Here is a 17,271-nt window from a genome sequence, read left to right on the forward strand (position 1 = left end):
TTGGAACCCCGGCATTGCCGGGGTTCTTTTTGCGTGGAATAAGGATTCATGTGCACGACCTGCGAGCGCGAACTGCTAAAGTTCGGCCAACACAGGAGGATTGCGTGAACGCGGTAACCCACGACGCACAATTGGCGCCATCACCTGCCGATCGCATCGTCACCGAACTGCTGGCGCAGGGACGGTTGAAAGAGGCTGACCTGCAGCGCGCACGCCAGTTGCAGCGTGAGTCCGGTGGTGACCTGCTGGTGTTGCTGGCACGGCTGGGGCTGGTGTCCGAGCGCGACCATGCCGAGGCTTGTGCCAAGGTGCTGGGGCTGCGGCTGCTGCCCGCGCGCGACCTGCCCGAACACCCACCGGAACTGGTGGAAGGTGCCGAACCGGTGCCGCTGCGTTTCCTCAAGCAGTTCCTGGTATTGCCGCTGGGCGAGCAGCGTGGCCGCATCCTGTTGTGGATGGCCGATCCCCAGGACGGCTACGCAATCGATGCGATCAGGCTGGCCACCGGCTGCGAAGTGGCCCCTGTGGTCGGCGTGCGTAGCGAAGTGGATGAGTTGATCGAGCGCTGGTACGGACAGGGACGTACCGCAATGGGCACCATTCTGGAAACCACCGATGGCGAGCTCGCGCCGTTGGACGATATCGAACATCTGCGCGACCTGGCCTCCGAAGCGCCGGTCATCCGTCTGGTCAACCTGTTGATCCAGCGTGCGGTGGAACTACGCGCATCAGACATCCACGTCGAGCCGTTCGAGAACCGCTTGAAGGTGCGTTATCGGGTTGATGGTGTGCTGGTCGATGGCGAAAGCCCGCCAGTCAATCTCACCGCGGCAGTGATCAGCCGTATCAAGATCATGGCCAAGCTAAATATCGCCGAGCGCCGCCTGCCGCAAGATGGTCGCATCATGCTGCGAGTACAGGGCAAGGAACTGGACCTGCGCGTGAGCACCATGCCAACCGCGCACGGCGAGAGCGTGGTGATGCGTCTGCTCGACCGCGAAGCGGTGGTGTTTGATTTCCAGCGGCTGGGCTTCAGCGAGGATTTCCTCCCCCAGTTCCGCAAGGTGTTGGAGCAGCCGCACGGCATCCTGCTGGTGACCGGCCCCACCGGCTCGGGCAAGACCACCACGCTGTACACCGCGTTGAACCAGCTCAATACCGACAAGGTCAAGATCATCACCGTCGAAGACCCGGTGGAATACCAGCTGGAAGGGATCAACCAGATCCAGGCCAAGCCGCAGATCGGGCTGGATTTCGCCAACGCCCTGCGCAGCATCGTGCGGCAGGACCCGGACATCATCATGATCGGCGAAATGCGCGATCTGGAGACCGCGCGTATCGCCATCCAGTCTGCGCTCACCGGCCATCTGGTGCTGTCCACCCTGCACACCAACAACGCCGCCGGCGGCATCACCCGCCTGCTGGATATGGGTGTGGAAGACTATCTGCTCACTTCCACCATCAATGGCATCCTCGCCCAGCGCTTGGTGCGCAGGTTGGAGCCGACCCATGCGCAGCGTTACCGCGCATCGGACGAAGAGGTGGCGCGCTTCGGCCTGCGCCGCTTCCAGCCGCAGGGCGATATCCATCTGTACTGCGCACAGCCTTCTGCACAGGCACCTACTGGTTATCTTGGCCGCACCACCATCGTCGAGTTCCTGGTGATGGACGATGCGCTGCGCAACGCAGTGATGCGCAAGGCCGGCATGGGCGAGCTCGAGCAACTCGCGCGCAAGGCCGGCATGCGCACCATGTACGAAGATGGCATCGGCAAGGCCCTGCGCGGCGAAACCACGCTGGAAGAAGTACTGCGGGTGACGGAGGACGCATGAGCCCTGGCGTTTACCCGGAGCGGCGCTGCTGATGCCGCGTTACCGTTACAAGGCACTGGATGCCCGTGGCGACCTGCTCGAAGGGCAGATGGATGCGGCCAGCGAAGGCGAGGTGATTGCGCGCCTGCAGGAGCAGGGCCATCTGCCGATGGAAGCCAAGCCGGCGACCGGCTCGGCATTCGAGGGCGGCGGGTGGAAGCAATGGCGGCAACGCCCGTTTGCCGGCGCCACCCTGGTCCAGTTCACCCAGCAGCTGGCAACCCTGTTGAGCGCCGGGCAGCCCTTGGACCGGGCCTTGTCGATTCTGATGGAAACGCCGGAAGACCAGCGCTCGCAACGGGTGATTGCCGACATCCGCGACAGCGTGCGCGGCGGCGCACCACTGTCGCAAGCGCTGGAGCGGCAGCACGGCCTGTTCTCACGACTGTACGTCAACATGGTGCGTGCTGGCGAAGCCGGCGGCAGCCTGCACGAAACCCTGCAGCGCCTGGCCGACTATCTGGAGCGCAGCCAGGAATTGAAGGGGCGTGTCATCAATGCCTTGATCTACCCGGCCATCCTGCTGGTGGTGGTTGGCCTGGCCCTGCTGTTCCTGCTCGGTTATGTGGTGCCGCAGTTTTCGCTGATGTACCAAAGTCTCGACGTGACCCTGCCGTGGTTTACCCGCGTGGTCCTGGAAGTCGGCCTGCTGGTACGCAAGGGCTGGTTGGTGTTCATCGTGGTGCCGGCGTTGTTGCTGCTGTGGGTTGAACGCAAACGGCGCGACCCGGTATTCCGTCTGGGCTTTGATACCTGGTTGTTGAAGCGGCAGATGATTGGCGGACTGGTTGCCAAGCTGGAGAGTGCACGGCTTGCGCGCACGCTTGGCACCTTGCTGCGCAATGGCGTGCCGCTTCTGGCTGGGCTGGGCATTGCCCGCAACGTGCTTGGCAACCGCGCTTTGGTCGCGGATGTGAGCGAGGCCGCAGAAGCAGTGAAGAACGGTGCTGGCTTGGCTTCGTCGCTGGGGCGCAATGGCCGCTTTCCGCGCTTGGCCCTGCAGATGATCCAGGTTGGCGAAGAGTCCGGCACGCTGGAAAGCATGCTGCTCAAGACTGCCGATACTTTTGAGCAGGAGACTGCCCGCGCCATCGACCGCATGCTGGCGGCGCTGGTGCCGGTGATCACCTTGTTGTTGGCGTCGGTGGTAGGTGTGGTCATCATCGCGGTGCTGGTGCCGCTGTATGACCTGACCAATGCCATCGGTTAACCCATAGTTTTCGCAAAAGGATGAAGAGATGAGGCGAACCCTGAAGCAACCGATGTCACGCGCACGCCAGGCCGGCATGAGCCTGTTGGAAATCATCATCGTCATCGTGCTGATTGGTGCGGTGCTGACCTTGGTCGGCAGTCGCGTGCTGGGTGGCGCTGATCGCGGCAAGGCCAATCTCGGCAAGACCCAGATCCAGACCCTGGCGAGCAAGGTGGAGAACTACAAACTCGACACCGGCCGTTTGCCGAGCAAGCTGGAGGATCTGTCGACCCAGCCTGCCGGTGTGGCTGGCTGGCTGGGCCCGTATTCCAAACCGGCCGAGTTCAATGACCCGTGGGGCAATCCGGTGCAGTACCGGGTACCGGGCGAGGGACGTCCGTTTGATCTGATCAGCCTGGGCGCCGACGGTCAGCCCGGCGGCGAAAGCTATAACGCCGATATCCGCTACGAATAAGCCGTGATGGTCGCGCCGCGTCTTCCGCTTTCGTTTGCCGCCGCGCGTGCCGTACCCGCGCGGCGCGGCGCAATGCGCGGCATGTCGTTGCTGGAGATGGTGCTGGTGCTGGCGCTGGTGGCTGCACTGGCCCTGATGGCGGCAATGGCGATGAGCGGCGGCATGGATGGCATGCGTCTGCGCTCGGCGGGCAAGGCCTTGGCCGCGGAGCTGCGTTACACCCGCACCCGCGCGATCAGCACCGGCGTCGTCCAGCAATTGCAGATCAACCCGGGCACCCGGCGCTGGCAGGGCGCGGATGGCCATCATGGCGAGCTGCCGCAGGCACTGACGGTGAGCTTCACCGGCGCCGGCCAATTGCAGACGCGCAAGGATGAAGGTGTCATACGTTTCTTTGAGGATGGCGCCTCCAGCGGTGGCCGCATTGAGCTGCGTGCAGGCGATGCGGTGTGGCGCATTGATGTCGCCTGGATCACCGGCGAGGTCAAGGCCGGTCCGCTGCGCGAGGGCGCCGGATGAAGCGCCAACGTGGCTATTCGCTGATTGAAGTGATCGTCGCCTTCGCCTTGTTGGCCTTGGCGATGACGCTGTTGTTGGGCAGTCTGTCTGGTGCGGCGCGTCAGGTCAGCATGGCCGATGGCTATGGCCGTGCCGCCTTGCATGCGCAGTCGTTGCTTGCGCTGGCCGGCGTCGAGGCGCCGTTGAGCGCAGGCCGCCAGCAGGGCGATTGGGAGCAGGGCCGCTATCACTGGAGTCTGCAGGTCTCGCCTTATGTGGAGCCACGCCAGCAACAGGCGCGGCTATGGTTGCTGGATCTGCAGGTGCGCTGGGGCGACAGTGCGCAGGAACAACTGCGTTGGCGCACGCTGCGGCTGCGTGGCAACGCGCCGCTGGAGGCACCGCCATGAAGCGTTCACTGCGTCGGTCGCGTCCAGTGCGCGCACGCGGCTTCACTTTGATCGAGGTGCTGCTGGCTACGGTGCTGCTTGCTGCCGGCATGGCGCTGGCATTCGCCGCGGTGCGTTCGACCCTAGCGATCAGCAGCCGTGGCGAGGCGATTGCCAGTGGCAATGAGCGCATGCGCGCAGTCGAGGGTTTCCTGCGCAGGCGTCTGGTCTCGGCGATGCCATTGCCCTTGCAGCGCGATGCGCTGAGCGGCAATGCCAAGGTGTTCACCGGCACCCCGCAGCAGCTGCAGTTTGTCGCCAATGTGCCAAATTATCTGGGCCGCGGCGGTCCCTATCTGCACACGCTTGAAGTAAGCGGCAACGGTGACAAACAGGAGTTGCGGATCGGCCTGACCCTGCTGCAGAACGGCGAACTGCTTGAGGAGAATCCACCACGTGGCAGCGAGCTGCTGGCCGCCGACCTCAAACAGGTGAAGCTGCGCTATCGCGGTACCGATCCGAATACCGGCGCAATGGGCCGCTGGCAGGACAGCTGGGATTCGCCGGGGCGCATGCCGGCCTTGGTCTCCATCGACATCACCCCCGCTGGTGGCCCCGCGTGGCCGCCACTGGTCGTCGCATTGCCGCAGCACGGTGTCGCCGGGAGCTGGCGATGAAGATGCGTGGCGCGGCCCTGGTGCTGGTGCTGTGGGTGGTGGCGCTGTTGACCACGGTCATTGCGGCGTTCGCGCTGACTGCGCGGGTCGAACACCTGCAGGGCCGGGTGACCGGCGACCTTGCCGGAGGCGAGCAGGTCGCCCATGCCGGTATCGACTACGCGCTGTCGCGGATGCGCGCCACGCCGACCCAACCCAGCTGGCACGCTGACGGGCGCCCTTACCGCTGGCAGTTTGACGGCCATGCGGTGGAGCTGCGTATCGTTGATGAGGCCGGCAAGGTCGATCTGAACAAGGCTGATCTGAACCTGCTGCAAGGCCTGCTGCGTGCCATCGGAGTGGCGCCAGACAAGGCCGCGCGGTTGGCCGGCGGCATCGTCGATTGGCGTGACATCGATTCGCTGTTGCAGGTCTCCGGCGGCGCGGAAACCGCGGATTATCAGGCCGCTGGCCTGCCGTACGGGGCCAAGAACGCGCCGTTTGACAGTATCAGCGAGCTGCAGCGCGTGCTGGGCATGGAACCGGAGCTTTATGCACAATTGGCGCCGCTGGTGACGGTGTACGGTAGCGGCCAGCCCAGTCCACGTTTCGCACCAGCGCCGGTGCTGACCGCGATGGGGATGGATGCTGCGCTGATCATGGCCCAGCGTGAGCGTGCAGACGGCAGCACCGGGATGGGCGAAACTTCGCCGATGGGAGGCGACAGCGGCACTTATAGTGTCGAAAGCAAAGTGCAGCTGGTGGCCGAGCGGCAAGCGATCACCCGAGCAGTGGTCCGTCTTAATCCCGGTGCTATGGCCGGTGCGCCGTATACGGTGTTGCAGTGGGAGCAGGGAGCGATGTCTAGATGACGGGGTTGCGTGAACGACTGGGGCAGGTGAGTGCACGCATCGTGCCGGGCGCCGGGGGCTTCTGGGCATGGTGGTCGCAGGCGTTGCTGTCGTGGCTGCCTGCGCGTTGGCGGGCGCTGCTTGGGGTCTCCGATGCGCGCTTGCTGTTGGAGCTTGTCGACGCGCAGCTGACGGTGTCGCTGTTGCAGAGCGGCCAGCGGCAGTTGCTGCAGACGCTGCCTGGCGGCTCGACGCCCAATGCAGTGGACGCGGCCTTGCCGCCGCGCGTTGCGGGTCTGCCGCGCTTCGCGCTGTTGTCGGCCAGCGCAGTACTGCGCAAGCCGCTGCGCATGCCTGCCGCGGCCGAGGCGCGCCTGCGCGAAGTGCTGGGCTTTGAGATCGACCGGCAAACGCCTTTCAGTGCCACGCAGGTCTACTACGACGTGCGCCTGTTGCAGCGTCGCGCTGATGGCCAATTGGATACCGAACTGGTGGTCGCGCCGCGGCCTCTGGTGGACGCCTTGCTGAGCCCGGGCGAGGCATGGCAGCAGCAGCTTGACGGTGTGGATGCGGTCAACGCTGAAGGTCAGCCCTTGGGTGTGAACCTGTTGCCGCTGGCGATGCGTCGGCAGCGGCATGACCCCATGCGCCGGCTCAACCGACTGTTGTTGATCGCTGGCCTGGTGATGATGGTGCTGGCTGCCTGGCAGTTGCTGGACAACCGCCGCGCTGCTGCCGCGCAACTGTCGACGCAGGTGGATGCCGCCGCAGTGCGCGCACGAGCGGTGGCCACACAGCGGCAGCAGTTGCAGGATCTGGTCGATGGCCAGCAGTTCTTCACTGCACAGCGTGCCCAACAGCCTTCTGCCACCGAAATCATCAACGAACTCAGTCAGCGGCTGGGTGATGACACATCGCTGGAGAAACTCTCCATTGAAGGCGGGCGCATGCAGTTGATCGGCATGAGCAGTAGTGCCTCCTCGCTGGTATCCAAGCTGGAGGGCTCCAAGCTGTGGAAGACGCCGTCACTGACCGGTGTGCTGCAGGCCGGCCAAGGCGCAGGGCGTGAACGCTTTACCTTGACCGCCGAGCTGCGCGGGCCCAACCAGGAGGCTGCCGATGGCACCGCACCCCGCGCGCCGTGATCGCTGGTTGGCTCTTGCACTGTTGCTGGCCATATTGGGCGTGATCTACCTGCTGCTGGTACAGCCCTTGTGGACCCGGCCGATGCAGGCAGTGGAGGCTGAAATCGCCAGTCTGCAGGAGCGCCAGCAGCGCATTGGCATGCAATTGCAGCAGGCACCGCAGGTCGCACAGCGGCTGCAGCAGGCGCAGCAGGCGCTGGCCGATCAACCCGGCTTCATGGCGGAAAACTCGGTGGAATTGGCAACTTCCAAGCTGGTACAGCGGCTGGAGGAGGCTGCGCGCCTGGCCAGCCCGGATCAGCGCAGTTGTGCGATCAGTGACCGCTCGCCGTTGCCGGCCGACAGCACTGGCCGCTTTCCGCGAGTGGCGGTGCAGGCGCGGCTGCGTTGCGGCCTGAACGAATGGATGAGCGTGTTGCAGACATTGGAAACCGGAACGCCGCAATTGCGCGTGGACCGGCTCGACATCCTGTCCGCAGGCATGGGCGAAGGTGGTGGTGGCCTGGACGTGAGTTTCGAGCTCAGCGGTTACCTGCGCCCCGGCGTGGTCGCACCGGCGACGGAGGTTGCCAATGCGCAATGATGTAGCAGGTCTACGCACCTGGTTGCTGGGCGCATTCGCTGGTTGGGCGCTGCTGGTGTGGGCGTTGTGCCTGTTCGGCCTGGGCAGCAGGATCGGCAGCAGCACTGCCGCACTGGACGTGCCAGCCTTGCCAGCGGTTCCGCAGCCCGTGGCGCTTGCGGTTGCCGACAATTCCGAGGCGTTGAGCCGCCCGCTGTTTGCCAGTGATCGGCGGCCGCACCCGTTTTTCATCGGCGAAGCCGGCGAACCCGCAGCAGCCAGTGTGCGCTTGACCGGGGTATTGATGACGCCGGGCCTGGACATGGCCACGCTGACCACCGAGCAGGGCAAGTCGCTGCGCCTGCGTCTGGGCGGCGAGGTACAGGACGGTTGGCAACTGCTGTCGCTGCAGCCGCGCAGCGCCGTGGTCAGTGGGCCGGCGGGCACGCTCAACCTGGAACTGCAGGTGTTCAGCGGCGGGCCCAAACCGTCAATAGACGGTGGTGCAGCGCCCATGCCTGGCAATGCGCAGCCGATTCCTCCGCCGGTCAGCCTACCCACAGCGCCGCCCGCAGCCCAACCGGTTGCACCGTCAGCAGACCAGATCAAAGCGATCCGTGATCGCATCCAGGCCCGCCGTCGGCAGGCACAACAGAATCAGAACGGCGGCTCCGGCCGCCAGAACCCGTAGAGTGAACGCATGACATCACGCATAGTTGCAGCCAGCCTGCTGATCGGTGCCTTGAGTGGCTGCGTCACCACGCCGGCGCCGGACATCCGCCGCACTGCTGCGCCGGACACACGCATGCCGGCTCCCGGCGAGGCAGCTCGTACCAATCCCTTGAGCGTCGAAGAGGCTCCCAAGCCCGACGACAATCAGGGCCGGGCGGTGATCCGGCGTGGCAATGGCACGGTGATCAATCGCGCGGCAGCCTCGGCACCGGCGCCGGCCCTGACCGCGGCTGGCAACGGCACGGCGGTGTTCAATTTTGAAGGCGAGTCGGTGCAGGCAGTTACCAAGGCCATCCTTGGTGACATGCTCGGCCAGAACTACGTGATCGCCCCAACGGTGCAGGGCACGGTGACCCTGGCCACACCCAAGCCGGTGTCACCGGCGCAGGCGCTGAACCTGTTGGAGATGGTGCTGGGCTGGAACAACGCCCGCCTGATCTACAGCGGTGGCCGCTACAACGTGGTGCCGGCCGACCAGTCGCTGGCAGGCACGGTCGCGCCGAGTACCGCACCGGCCTCGGCCGCGCGCGGCTATGAAGTACGGGTTGTGCCGTTGCAATACATCTCGGCCAGTGAGATGAAGAAGGTGCTCGAGCCCTATGCGCGCCCCAATGCCATCGTCGGTGTCGACGGCTCGCGCAATGTGATCACCTTGGGTGGCACCCGCAGCGAGCTGGAAAACTATCTGCGCACGGTCGAGATCTTCGACGTGGATTGGCTGTCCGGCATGTCGGTGGGGGTGTTCCCGATCCAGTCCGGGCGTGCCTCGCAGGTGGCCAATGATCTTGAGAAGGTATTCGGCGAAGCCAGCAAGACGCCCAGCGCCGGCATGTTCCGTTTCATGCCGCTGGACAACGCCAACGCAGTGCTGGTGATCACCCCGCAGGCGCGTTATCTGGACCAGATCCAGCAATGGCTGGACCGAATTGACAGTGCCGGCGGCAGCGCCCGTCTGTTCTCGCATGAGTTGAAGTACATCAAGGCCAAGGACCTTGCAGAGCGGCTGGCCGAGGTATTTGGCGCTGGTAGCGGTTCGCGCGGCGGGCAGGGTGGTGCGGCTTCGCTGGCCCCGGGCGCCAGTGCGATCAACCTGCAAGGTGGGGGCACCGTCGATCCTTCGGCCAACGCCGACGACAACCTCGGCGATGGCGGCGGTTCGTTCGGCAAAAGCGATGGCGTGGGCGGCGGTAGCGGCAGCAACAACGGCATGGGTGAGGGCATGGCCTTGCCGCAGCGCAGTTCCGGCAATGGCAGCGTGACCCTGGAAGTGGAAGGCGACCGCGTCGGTGTTTCCGCCGTGGAGGAAACCAATACCTTGTTGGTGCGCAGCACGCCGCAGGCATGGCGTTCGATCCGCGAGGTGGTGGAAAAACTCGACGTGATGCCGATGCAGGTGCATATCGAGGCGCAGGTTGCCGAGGTCGCCTTGAGCGGCGACCTGAGCTATGGCGTCAACTGGTACTTCGAGCAGGCAGTCAACGCCGCCGTCGACAAGGGTGGCGCCGGCCTGCCGTCAGCTCTCGGGCGCGGCATCTGGGGTGATATCGCTGGCTCGCTGATTCCCGGTGACGGCAAGGGTGGTGGTGGTCTGAGCTGGACCTTCCTCGGCAAGAACGCTGCTGCGGTGATCACCGCGCTGGACCAGGTCACCGATGTCCGCCTGCTGCAGACACCGTCGCTGTTCGTGCGCAACAACGCGGTGGCTACCTTGAACGTGGGCAGCAAGATCCCGGTGTATTCGGTGTCGGTGTCAGGCATCAGCGACAACCAGTACGCGCAGGTGCAGTACCTTGAAACCGGCACCATCCTCAAGGTGCGTCCGCGTGTCACCCGTGACGGCATGGTGTTCCTGGACATCGTGCAGGAAGTCAGTTCGCCTGAGGGAGAGCCTGATGACAACGGCAACGTGCGCATCAACACCCGTCGCATGAAGACCGAAGCGGCGGTCAATGCCGGTGACACGGTGATGCTGGCCGGCCTGATCGAAGACAGCGCCACCAAGGGCTCATCCGGTCTGCCCGGGTTGAGCCGACTGCCGGTGATCGGTGGCCTGTTTGGTCGCAAGACCCAAAGCAGTCGACGCAGCGAAGTAATCGTGTTGCTGACCCCGACCATCGTTCGCAACCCGCAGGAAGCGCGTAACCTCACCGACGAATACGGCAGCAAGTTCCGTGCGCTGGATCCGATCAACGCACCCAAGGGGCGCTGAGCATGCCGCTGCCGGTCATTCTGTTACCGGTTGGCGTGGATGATGCAGCGCTTGATGCCTGCCTGGCTGCATTGGAGAAGCACACACCGGCAGGTACGCCGGTGTGGCTGGCCGATGATGGCCAGAGTGGCCCGCGCGGGCAGGTGGTGATCGAACATTGGCTTGCAAGCACCCGTCTGCAGGCCGAGTACACGCGCCGTCCGCGCCCGATCGGCGAGGCGGCGCATCTGGACGAGATGCTGAAGGCCTGCGGCGATGCTGACGTGGCCGTGCTGGCTCCCGATGCGTTGCCGACGGCGGGTTGGTTGCAGCAACTCAGCGACTGTCTGGCGCGTGATGCCTCCATCGCTACCGCAACGCCGTGGAGCAACGCCGGTGAAGCCGTATCGTGGCCGCGTGCCGGTGAACTCAATCCGATGCCTGCCGATCCCGCGCGGTTGCTGCAGGCCTTGGCGGCAATGCCCCTGCTGCAGCCGGAGCTGCCCTCGGCTGTCACCCATGCGGTGCTGATACGCGGCAGTGCGCGCCGCCGTGCCGGCGGTCTGGATATCCACAGCTACGGCTCGTGGTATGCCGCGCTGGTAGACCTGAGCCTGCGCATGAGCGGCCTGGGTTGGCGCAATGTGCTGTGTGACAATGCCTTTGTTGGGCGCCAGAGCGAAGGCCGGCCGGCCGATGGCGACATGGAAGTGCTGGCCAATCGCTGGCCGGTATGGACTGCGCGGCTGGCCGCATTCTTGATGAATGACCCGCTTTACGCGCACCGCCAGCAACTGCAGCAGTTGTGCGAGCAGGCGATAATGCCGCAAGCCCAGCCCGACCTGTTCGATGCCTGTGGTTCCCTTCCAGGCGCGGAGCCGGTGTGAGCGATTCGATTGCGGTTGTGGTGGTCAGTTACGAGAGTGCGAGCACGCTGGATGAATGCTTGCAGCGGCTGCGCGCGGCCGAGGATGTGGCCGAGATCAGGGTAGTGGACAACGCTTCACGTGATGGCTCGCTGGCCATCGCACAGCGTCACGCTCTGGCCGACACGCGGGTGCGTTTCATTGCCAATCCGGACAACCCCGGTTTTGCCAGCGCCTGCAACCAAGGTGCGCGTGAGTGTCATATGCCGTGGCTGGCCTTCATCAACCCGGATCTGATGGTCGAGCCGCAGACCTTGTCGCAGCTGCGCCGCTTGGGCCAGCCCTTGGGCGATTGTCTGCTTGGCGTGGAACAGGTGGACGAGAACGGCGTGGCCGATGCGGCCGTGCGCCGGCGCGACCCGGACTTCGCCGCGATGCTGCGCAATCCGGGCGCGGGCTCGCGCTTGGCAGTTGAGGCGGATCATTCCACGCCGCTGCAGCAGGTGCAGGCCTTGTCGGGTGCCTTGCTGCTGATGCCGCGTGGTTTGTTCGATCGCCTGCACGGTTGGGATGACGGCTACCGGCTGCATGCCGAAGATCTGGATCTATGCCGACGCGCGCGCCAGGCCGGTGCGGTGGTGGCCATCGCCAATGAGCTGAAGGTGCTGCATGTACGTGGCGTGTCCAGTCGCTCGCGGCCGTTCTTTGTTGAATGGCACAAGCATCGAGGACTGTGGCGCTACTTCCGCAAGTTCGAAGCCAGCCAGCGCAGCCTGCCGGTGAGGGCAGGGGTGTGGTGCGCGATTTGGACGCATGCGTTGTTGCAGGTGCCTCGGTTGTTGCTGAAGTAGCTTCTGTCCCTGGGCTGGTGGGCTTGAAGCGCACCCCTCCCCAACCCTCCCCTGCGCGGTGCGCAAGGGAGGGGTAGGAGCGTGCATTGCTCCCTCCCTTTGGCGTAGCCAAGGGGAGGGTTGGGGAGGGGGGCTCTGGTCTGCGAGCAAACGCCATCCCTTCCCTAACCCCTGCGCCTGCCACAGACCATGAACAAGCTCCCGCGCCTGCCTGAACCCGGGCCGGCAGCCAGCGCATAATGCAGCGCATGATCATCCAATCCCTGCTCGACACCGACCTCTACAAATTCACGATGATGCAGGCGGTGCTGCACCAGTACCCGGGCGCCATCGTCCAGTACCGGTTCAAATGCCGTACGCCGGGGATTGACCTGGCCGCGTACATGGACGAGATCAACACCGAGATCGATCATCTGTGCAGCCTGCGCTTCACCGCCGACGAGTTGGAATACATGCGTGGGCTGCGCTTCGTGAAGCCGGATTTCGCCGACTTCCTGGGCCTTTTCCATCTGGACCGCAAGTACATCAGCCTGCGTGCATCGGAGGCGGTGCCGGGCGAGATCGAGCTGGACATCACCGGCCCGTGGCTGCACACCATCATGTTTGAAGTGCCGTTGCTGGCAATCATCAACGAAGTCTGGTTCCGCAATACCACCACCGCTGATTTCGCCGAGGGCGAGCGCCGCCTGCAGGCAAAGACCGCGCTGCTGCGCGATAGCGCCGGGTTCGAGAATTGCCGTATCGCCGATTACGGCAGCCGCCGCCGTTACTCGCGGCAGTGGCATGGGCGGATGCTGCCGATGCTGCGTGATGCGTTGGGCTCGCAGTTTGTCGGCACCAGCAACGTGTACTTCGCGCGCATGTACGGCATGACCCCGCACGGCACCATGGCGCATGAGTATCTACAGGCCTTCCAGGCGCTGGGGCCGCGCCTGCGTGACTCGCAGGTGGCGGCGCTGGAGTCGTGGGCGCGCGAATACCGCGGCGACCTCGGCATTGCGCTGTCCGACGTGGTTGGAATGGAGGCATTCCTGCGCGACTTCGACATGTATTTCTGCAAGCTGTTTGATGGCGTGCGTCATGACTCTGGTGACCCGTTCACCTGGGGTGATCGCATGCTGGCCCACTTCAAGGCCAATCGCGTCGACCCGATCAATAAAGTGCTGGTGTTCAGCGATGGCTTGAACATTGAGAAAGTCATGCAGCTGTATGACCACTTCCGTGGCCGCTGCCAGGTTGCCTTCGGTGTTGGTACCCATCTCACCAATGACCTGGGCCCGACGCCGCTGAACATCGTCATCAAGATGGTTCGCTGCAATGGCCAGCCCGTGGCCAAGCTCAGTGACTCACCTGGCAAGAGCATGTGTGATGATCCGGGCTATCTGTCCTATCTGCGTCAGGTATTTCAGGTAAATCAGTGAGTTGCATGCCTATCGTAGGGTGTGCACAAGGTGATTATTAATTACTGCCGCATATAGTTTCCTCTTACGTTTGTGATGAATGTCTCAGTTTAAGGAAATCCCCGGCACACCGGTGTAATATCTGTGCCCACGTACATGTGGGTACGATGTTGTTTTGACCGGGGGGGCAATGCGGATTTTGTCGGTGTTTGGTACCCGTCCTGAGGCGATCAAGATGGGGCCGTTGGTACAAGCTCTAGCTGCCGCTCCGGGAGTTGAATCAATCGTTGCGACCACTGGACAGCATCGAGCGATGCTGGACCAGGTTCTGGAGCTTTTCCAGATCGTCCCGGACGTTGATCTGGATGTGATGACTGGCAATCAGACCTTGAACGGATTGTGCGCTCGCTTGTACGAGCGACTGGATGATCTGTACGCAAAGGTTCAGCCTGATCTCGTTCTGGTCCATGGCGATACAACCACGGCGATGACCGCCGCGATGGCAGCTTTCCATCGGCGTATCCGGATCGGCCATGTCGAAGCCGGACTACGCACTGGCGATCTGCACAAGCCGTGGCCAGAGGAATTGAATCGTCGTGTCGTTGACCTGGTCGCAGACTACCTGTTTGCACCGACTGAGAGCTCGCGGCTGAATCTGGTCAGGGAGAACCCGGCCGGACAGGTCATCGTTACTGGAAATACGGTCATCGATGCGCTGAAGCTGAGCGTTGAGCGACTTGATGGCGATCTGGAACTGCAGGCTTCGATCGACGCGGGACTGCCGTTGCGGCCGGGTCGCCGGGTGCTTCTGGTAACCGGTCATCGACGTGAGAGCTTCGGTGAAGGCTTCAACAACATCTGCATCGCCTTGTCCGCGCTCGCCGCTGAGCCCGATCTGGATATCGTCTATCCGGTTCACTTGAATCCCAACGTGCAGGGGCCGGTCCATGCCCATCTGGCAGGCAAGGACAACATCCATCTGCTGCCGCCGCAGGATTACCTGAGCTTCGTGCGACTGATGCAGCGTGCGGATGTGATCCTCACCGATTCGGGCGGCGTGCAGGAAGAAGCGCCCGCACTGGGCCGCCCGGTGCTGGTCATGCGCGACGTCACCGAGCGTCCCGAAGCTGTCGCCATGGGGGTGGTTACCTTGGTGGGAACCGCATCGGATCGCATCGTCAGCGCGGTCCGGCAGGCCTTGGCGCAGCCAGCGCGGGTCGCTCGTTTCGATCCCCATCTGAGTCCCTACGGCGATGGAGGGGCGAGCGAGCGCATCGTTGCGGCGTTGATCAACGCGCCGTATCGCGAGTTCGTCCCGGATGGATCTGCCGAAGTATCCAAGAAGCGCAACCCGTCAAACCAAACCGAGTGTGCCTGATGACCTTTTACGTACGTAAGCTTGGCACCAAGGGTGTCACTCTGCCTTTGCTTATGCTCGCATTGAGCATTGCTTTGCCGGTGTCTGCTGCCGATACCGCAGGCGGCCAGTTCCGGGAGTGGAGTGCCAGTTCTCTTGTATCGCGCAACATGACCTTGCGCGACCTGGGCTTCACCCAGCCCATCAGTCTGCGTGGCCAGGACAACCAGCGTGAGATCTATCTGCCGGTGCCGGCCGGCATCGCCACCCAGAACGCGCAGCTGCAGCTGGATGCACGCTACCTGCGTGGTCATCCGGGGCGCACTTCCAACCTGTTGAGCATCGATGATGATGCGGTGGCAGCGCGCACCGTCACCGATCCGCAGGGCGACCTGAGCCAGCTGATCGGCATTGATGGATTCCCGCGTTCCAGTGGTTTTGTGCGCTTCGGTGTGGGTTGGTGGTCGACCGTGTCGGACTACCAGTGTGCTGACCAGAGCGCACCGGCCAACGTCCTGCGGATCGGGCCGGATACGCGTTTCAGTTATCAGTTCGATGGTCGTGCCATCGATACCGTGGCCAAGGCCTGGAGCGCGCTGCCGCGCAGCGTGCGCTTGCTGGTGGACGGGCGGCAGTTGGACGCTGCCAGCTACGACACCGCCTGGCGTGTTGGCGCGGTGTTGGAGTCAGCAGGCAAGCGGGTGACCGTGACGGCGTTGCCCAAGGTGGGTGACAGCATCGATCTGCGTGGTACCCAGGTGCCGGCCAGCTTGATGGCAGTACCGGCCTATGCAGCGCTGGCCGCAGGTGACGCGCAGCATCGGATCGGCAGCGAGGCCGAGGTGGGCGCGCTGCTGTCGTTGGGCCGCAACAGCGGTTTACCTCTGGACGTGGCCGTCGCCAGCCCGGCACTGCGCTCTGCGGTCAAGCGCGCGCTGGATGCACTGGCCACGCAGGTGGGCAGTGCCGATGCCGAAGGCGCTGCGGCATTCGCCGCTTGGCGCAAGAGCAGCATGTCCACGCTGGAAACCGCTGTGGAAGGCCGCAATGTCGGCGCCGGCGTGGTGGCTGGGCAGCCGGTGCTGGTGGTGGGTACCGGTGCCGCAGCCGAGGTTGCTGGCCTGCTGGGTGCGCAGTGGCGTGCCTACGCACTGGGCCAGAATCTGCAGGTCAACAAGGCGCAGCCGCTGGTCAACGAAAAGGGTGTGGTGCTGCTGGATCGTCTCGGCTCCTTCTCCGGCACCCAGGACATCATCGCCCGCAGCGACCGCACCGCCAACGCCGACCTGGGCCTGCTTTCCAGCGAGGGACGCTTGCCGCTGCAGGTGGTCATCGACGTCTCCGGCGCCCCCAATGCCGCTGGTCAAGGTGCCGTTGCCTCGATCTTCTTCAACGACTATCTGCTCGGTGCAACGGTGCTCAACACCAACGGCAAGCCGCAGCGCATTGCCGCCAAGGTGCCGCTGTACGCGATTGCCGCACGCAACGAGGTGCGGGTGTCGTTCCTGCGCCAGCCGGCCCGGCCGCACTGCCATGATCCGGCGACGCCGTACCCGGTGTCGTTGCTGCCCAGCAGCCACATCGTGATGGGCGAGCGCGGCACCGCAGCGGACTTCGTGGGGGCTGCCGCGCACCTGTCCGGCGCACACAAGGTGCTGGTGCCGGAGGCGTGGCTGCAGAACGCACCGACCACCCTGCAGACCGTGATCCGTATCAGTAATTCAGTGGGTGCAGCAGTGGAGCGGGCCACGCTGGAAGTGGTGAAAGGCAAGTCCTTGCCGTCGCAGGACCAATCCTACCTGGCCTTCAATCTGCAGCCCGAGGACGTCAAAAGTGCTGCCGTGGTGGACGGTGGACATCTGCGCATCAGCGGCAAGCAGGACGACACCGTGCTGGACCTGGCTGGCCTGGACAACGCAGCCCTGGTCGAGGTGACCGGCAACAGTGACAAGCAGGGCGTGATCTACCGTGAACTGGGTAACCGCATTCCCAGCATCGCCGAGCCGTTCCGGCTGATGCGCGGCTCGGTGGCACTGCTCGATGGCCGCGGCTTGGTGCAGGATTTCGACAGAGACGACCCGGAAGGTGTGCGCGTGGCGGTTGATGGCAACCCGCAACCTGCCTGGCAGCGTCACATGGTGTGGTTGCTGCTGCTGATCGGTGTGATCGTGTTCCTGCTGCTGGCTGCACGCGTGGCGCAGATCCGTAGCCGTCGCAAGCTCACCGACGTGCATTGAT

16 protein-coding genes are annotated in these 17,271 nt (G+C 64.2%); all 16 read left to right on the top strand.

Annotation, left to right across the window (positions count from 1 at the left end; translation table 11 throughout):
- Window positions 1-104: 104 nt before the first annotated feature.
- Window positions 105-1,832: a type II secretion system ATPase GspE gene (gene gspE, locus ACVOLZ_RS04310; RefSeq protein WP_481515194.1), complete on the top strand. Its 1,728-nt coding sequence runs from the start codon at window positions 105-107 to the stop codon at window positions 1,830-1,832.
- A gap of 31 nt (window positions 1,833-1,863) precedes the next feature.
- Window positions 1,864-3,081 carry a type II secretion system protein XpsF gene (gene xpsF / locus ACVOLZ_RS04315; protein ID WP_481515195.1) on the top strand — a complete coding sequence of 406 codons (1,218 nt, stop codon included), beginning with the start codon at window positions 1,864-1,866 and terminating at the stop codon, window positions 3,079-3,081.
- Window positions 3,082-3,109: 28 nt separating this feature from the next.
- Window positions 3,110-3,538 carry a type II secretion system major pseudopilin GspG gene (gene gspG, locus ACVOLZ_RS04320; RefSeq protein ID WP_282268242.1) on the top strand — a complete coding sequence of 143 codons (429 nt, stop codon included), beginning with the start codon at window positions 3,110-3,112 and terminating at the stop codon, window positions 3,536-3,538.
- Between the two features lie 6 nt (window positions 3,539-3,544).
- On the top strand, window positions 3,545-4,057 hold the full coding sequence (gene xpsH, locus ACVOLZ_RS04325) for a type II secretion system protein XpsH (protein ID WP_481515196.1): 513 nt from the start codon (window positions 3,545-3,547) through the stop codon (window positions 4,055-4,057).
- Window positions 4,054-4,446, top strand: coding sequence for a type II secretion system protein XpsI (xpsI, locus tag ACVOLZ_RS04330; protein ID WP_481515197.1), 393 nt, complete (start codon window positions 4,054-4,056; stop codon window positions 4,444-4,446). Before xpsH ends, xpsI begins: the two co-directional genes overlap by 4 nt.
- On the top strand, window positions 4,443-5,102 hold the full coding sequence (locus ACVOLZ_RS04335; protein WP_481515198.1) for a prepilin-type N-terminal cleavage/methylation domain-containing protein: 660 nt from the start codon (window positions 4,443-4,445) through the stop codon (window positions 5,100-5,102). Before xpsI ends, ACVOLZ_RS04335 begins: the two co-directional genes overlap by 4 nt.
- Window positions 5,099-5,953, top strand: coding sequence for a type II secretion system minor pseudopilin (locus tag ACVOLZ_RS04340; protein WP_481515199.1), 855 nt, complete (start codon window positions 5,099-5,101; stop codon window positions 5,951-5,953). The genes ACVOLZ_RS04335 and ACVOLZ_RS04340 overlap by 4 nt, the downstream gene beginning before the upstream one ends.
- The gene (locus ACVOLZ_RS04345) at window positions 5,950-7,077 is read left to right on the top strand and encodes a PilN domain-containing protein (protein WP_481515200.1); all 1,128 of its coding nucleotides are present in this window, start codon (window positions 5,950-5,952) and stop codon (window positions 7,075-7,077) included. Before ACVOLZ_RS04340 ends, ACVOLZ_RS04345 begins: the two co-directional genes overlap by 4 nt.
- Entirely contained in the window at window positions 7,052-7,660 is a 609-nt protein-coding gene (gspM, locus tag ACVOLZ_RS04350; RefSeq protein ID WP_481515201.1) for a type II secretion system protein GspM, read from the top strand. The genes ACVOLZ_RS04345 and gspM overlap by 26 nt, the downstream gene beginning before the upstream one ends.
- Complete coding sequence (locus ACVOLZ_RS04355) at window positions 7,650-8,330, top strand: type II secretion system protein XpsN (protein ID WP_481515202.1); 681 nt, start codon at window positions 7,650-7,652, stop codon at window positions 8,328-8,330. Before gspM ends, ACVOLZ_RS04355 begins: the two co-directional genes overlap by 11 nt.
- 9 nt (window positions 8,331-8,339) lie before the next feature.
- Complete coding sequence (gene gspD, locus ACVOLZ_RS04360) at window positions 8,340-10,580, top strand: type II secretion system secretin GspD (RefSeq protein WP_481515203.1); 2,241 nt, start codon at window positions 8,340-8,342, stop codon at window positions 10,578-10,580.
- A complete protein-coding gene (locus ACVOLZ_RS04365) occupies window positions 10,577-11,446 on the top strand; it encodes a glycosyltransferase family 2 protein (protein WP_481515235.1) in 870 nt (289 codons plus the stop codon). Before gspD ends, ACVOLZ_RS04365 begins: the two co-directional genes overlap by 4 nt.
- Entirely contained in the window at window positions 11,443-12,276 is an 834-nt protein-coding gene (locus ACVOLZ_RS04370; RefSeq protein WP_481515204.1) for a glycosyltransferase family 2 protein, read from the top strand. Before ACVOLZ_RS04365 ends, ACVOLZ_RS04370 begins: the two co-directional genes overlap by 4 nt.
- Window positions 12,277-12,524: 248 nt before the next feature.
- The gene (pncB, locus tag ACVOLZ_RS04375; protein WP_481515205.1) at window positions 12,525-13,697 is read left to right on the top strand and encodes a nicotinate phosphoribosyltransferase; all 1,173 of its coding nucleotides are present in this window, start codon (window positions 12,525-12,527) and stop codon (window positions 13,695-13,697) included.
- Between the two features lie 169 nt (window positions 13,698-13,866).
- A complete protein-coding gene (gene wecB / locus ACVOLZ_RS04380; protein WP_481515206.1) occupies window positions 13,867-15,054 on the top strand; it encodes a non-hydrolyzing UDP-N-acetylglucosamine 2-epimerase in 1,188 nt (395 codons plus the stop codon).
- Window positions 15,054-17,270: a cellulose biosynthesis cyclic di-GMP-binding regulatory protein BcsB gene (locus tag ACVOLZ_RS04385; RefSeq protein WP_481515207.1), complete on the top strand. Its 2,217-nt coding sequence runs from the start codon at window positions 15,054-15,056 to the stop codon at window positions 17,268-17,270. Before wecB ends, ACVOLZ_RS04385 begins: the two co-directional genes overlap by 1 nt.
- Window position 17,271: the final 1 nt, after the last annotated feature.

This window comes from Stenotrophomonas sp. STEN020 (genome assembly GCF_056760195.1).

Excerpts from the sequence above, each read along its gene's own strand:
- gspM (WP_481515201.1), top strand. The coding sequence starts at position 7,052 with ATGGCACCGCACCCCGCGCGCCGTGATCGCTGGTTGGCTCTTGCACTG.
- xpsF (WP_481515195.1), top strand. The coding sequence starts at position 1,864 with ATGCCGCGTTACCGTTACAAGGCACTGGATGCCCGTGGCGACCTGCTC.
- wecB (WP_481515206.1), top strand. The coding sequence starts at position 13,867 with ATGCGGATTTTGTCGGTGTTTGGTACCCGTCCTGAGGCGATCAAGATG.
- ACVOLZ_RS04355 (WP_481515202.1), top strand. The coding sequence starts at position 7,650 with ATGCGCAATGATGTAGCAGGTCTACGCACCTGGTTGCTGGGCGCATTC.
- pncB (WP_481515205.1), top strand. The coding sequence starts at position 12,525 with ATGATCATCCAATCCCTGCTCGACACCGACCTCTACAAATTCACGATG.
- xpsI (WP_481515197.1), top strand. The coding sequence starts at position 4,054 with ATGAAGCGCCAACGTGGCTATTCGCTGATTGAAGTGATCGTCGCCTTC.
- gspD (WP_481515203.1), top strand. The coding sequence starts at position 8,340 with ATGACATCACGCATAGTTGCAGCCAGCCTGCTGATCGGTGCCTTGAGT.
- ACVOLZ_RS04335 (WP_481515198.1), top strand. The coding sequence starts at position 4,443 with ATGAAGCGTTCACTGCGTCGGTCGCGTCCAGTGCGCGCACGCGGCTTC.
- xpsH (WP_481515196.1), top strand. The coding sequence starts at position 3,545 with ATGGTCGCGCCGCGTCTTCCGCTTTCGTTTGCCGCCGCGCGTGCCGTA.
- ACVOLZ_RS04385 (WP_481515207.1), top strand. The coding sequence starts at position 15,054 with ATGACCTTTTACGTACGTAAGCTTGGCACCAAGGGTGTCACTCTGCCT.
- ACVOLZ_RS04345 (WP_481515200.1), top strand. The coding sequence starts at position 5,950 with ATGACGGGGTTGCGTGAACGACTGGGGCAGGTGAGTGCACGCATCGTG.
- gspG (WP_282268242.1), top strand. The coding sequence starts at position 3,110 with ATGAGGCGAACCCTGAAGCAACCGATGTCACGCGCACGCCAGGCCGGC.
- ACVOLZ_RS04340 (WP_481515199.1), top strand. The coding sequence starts at position 5,099 with ATGAAGATGCGTGGCGCGGCCCTGGTGCTGGTGCTGTGGGTGGTGGCG.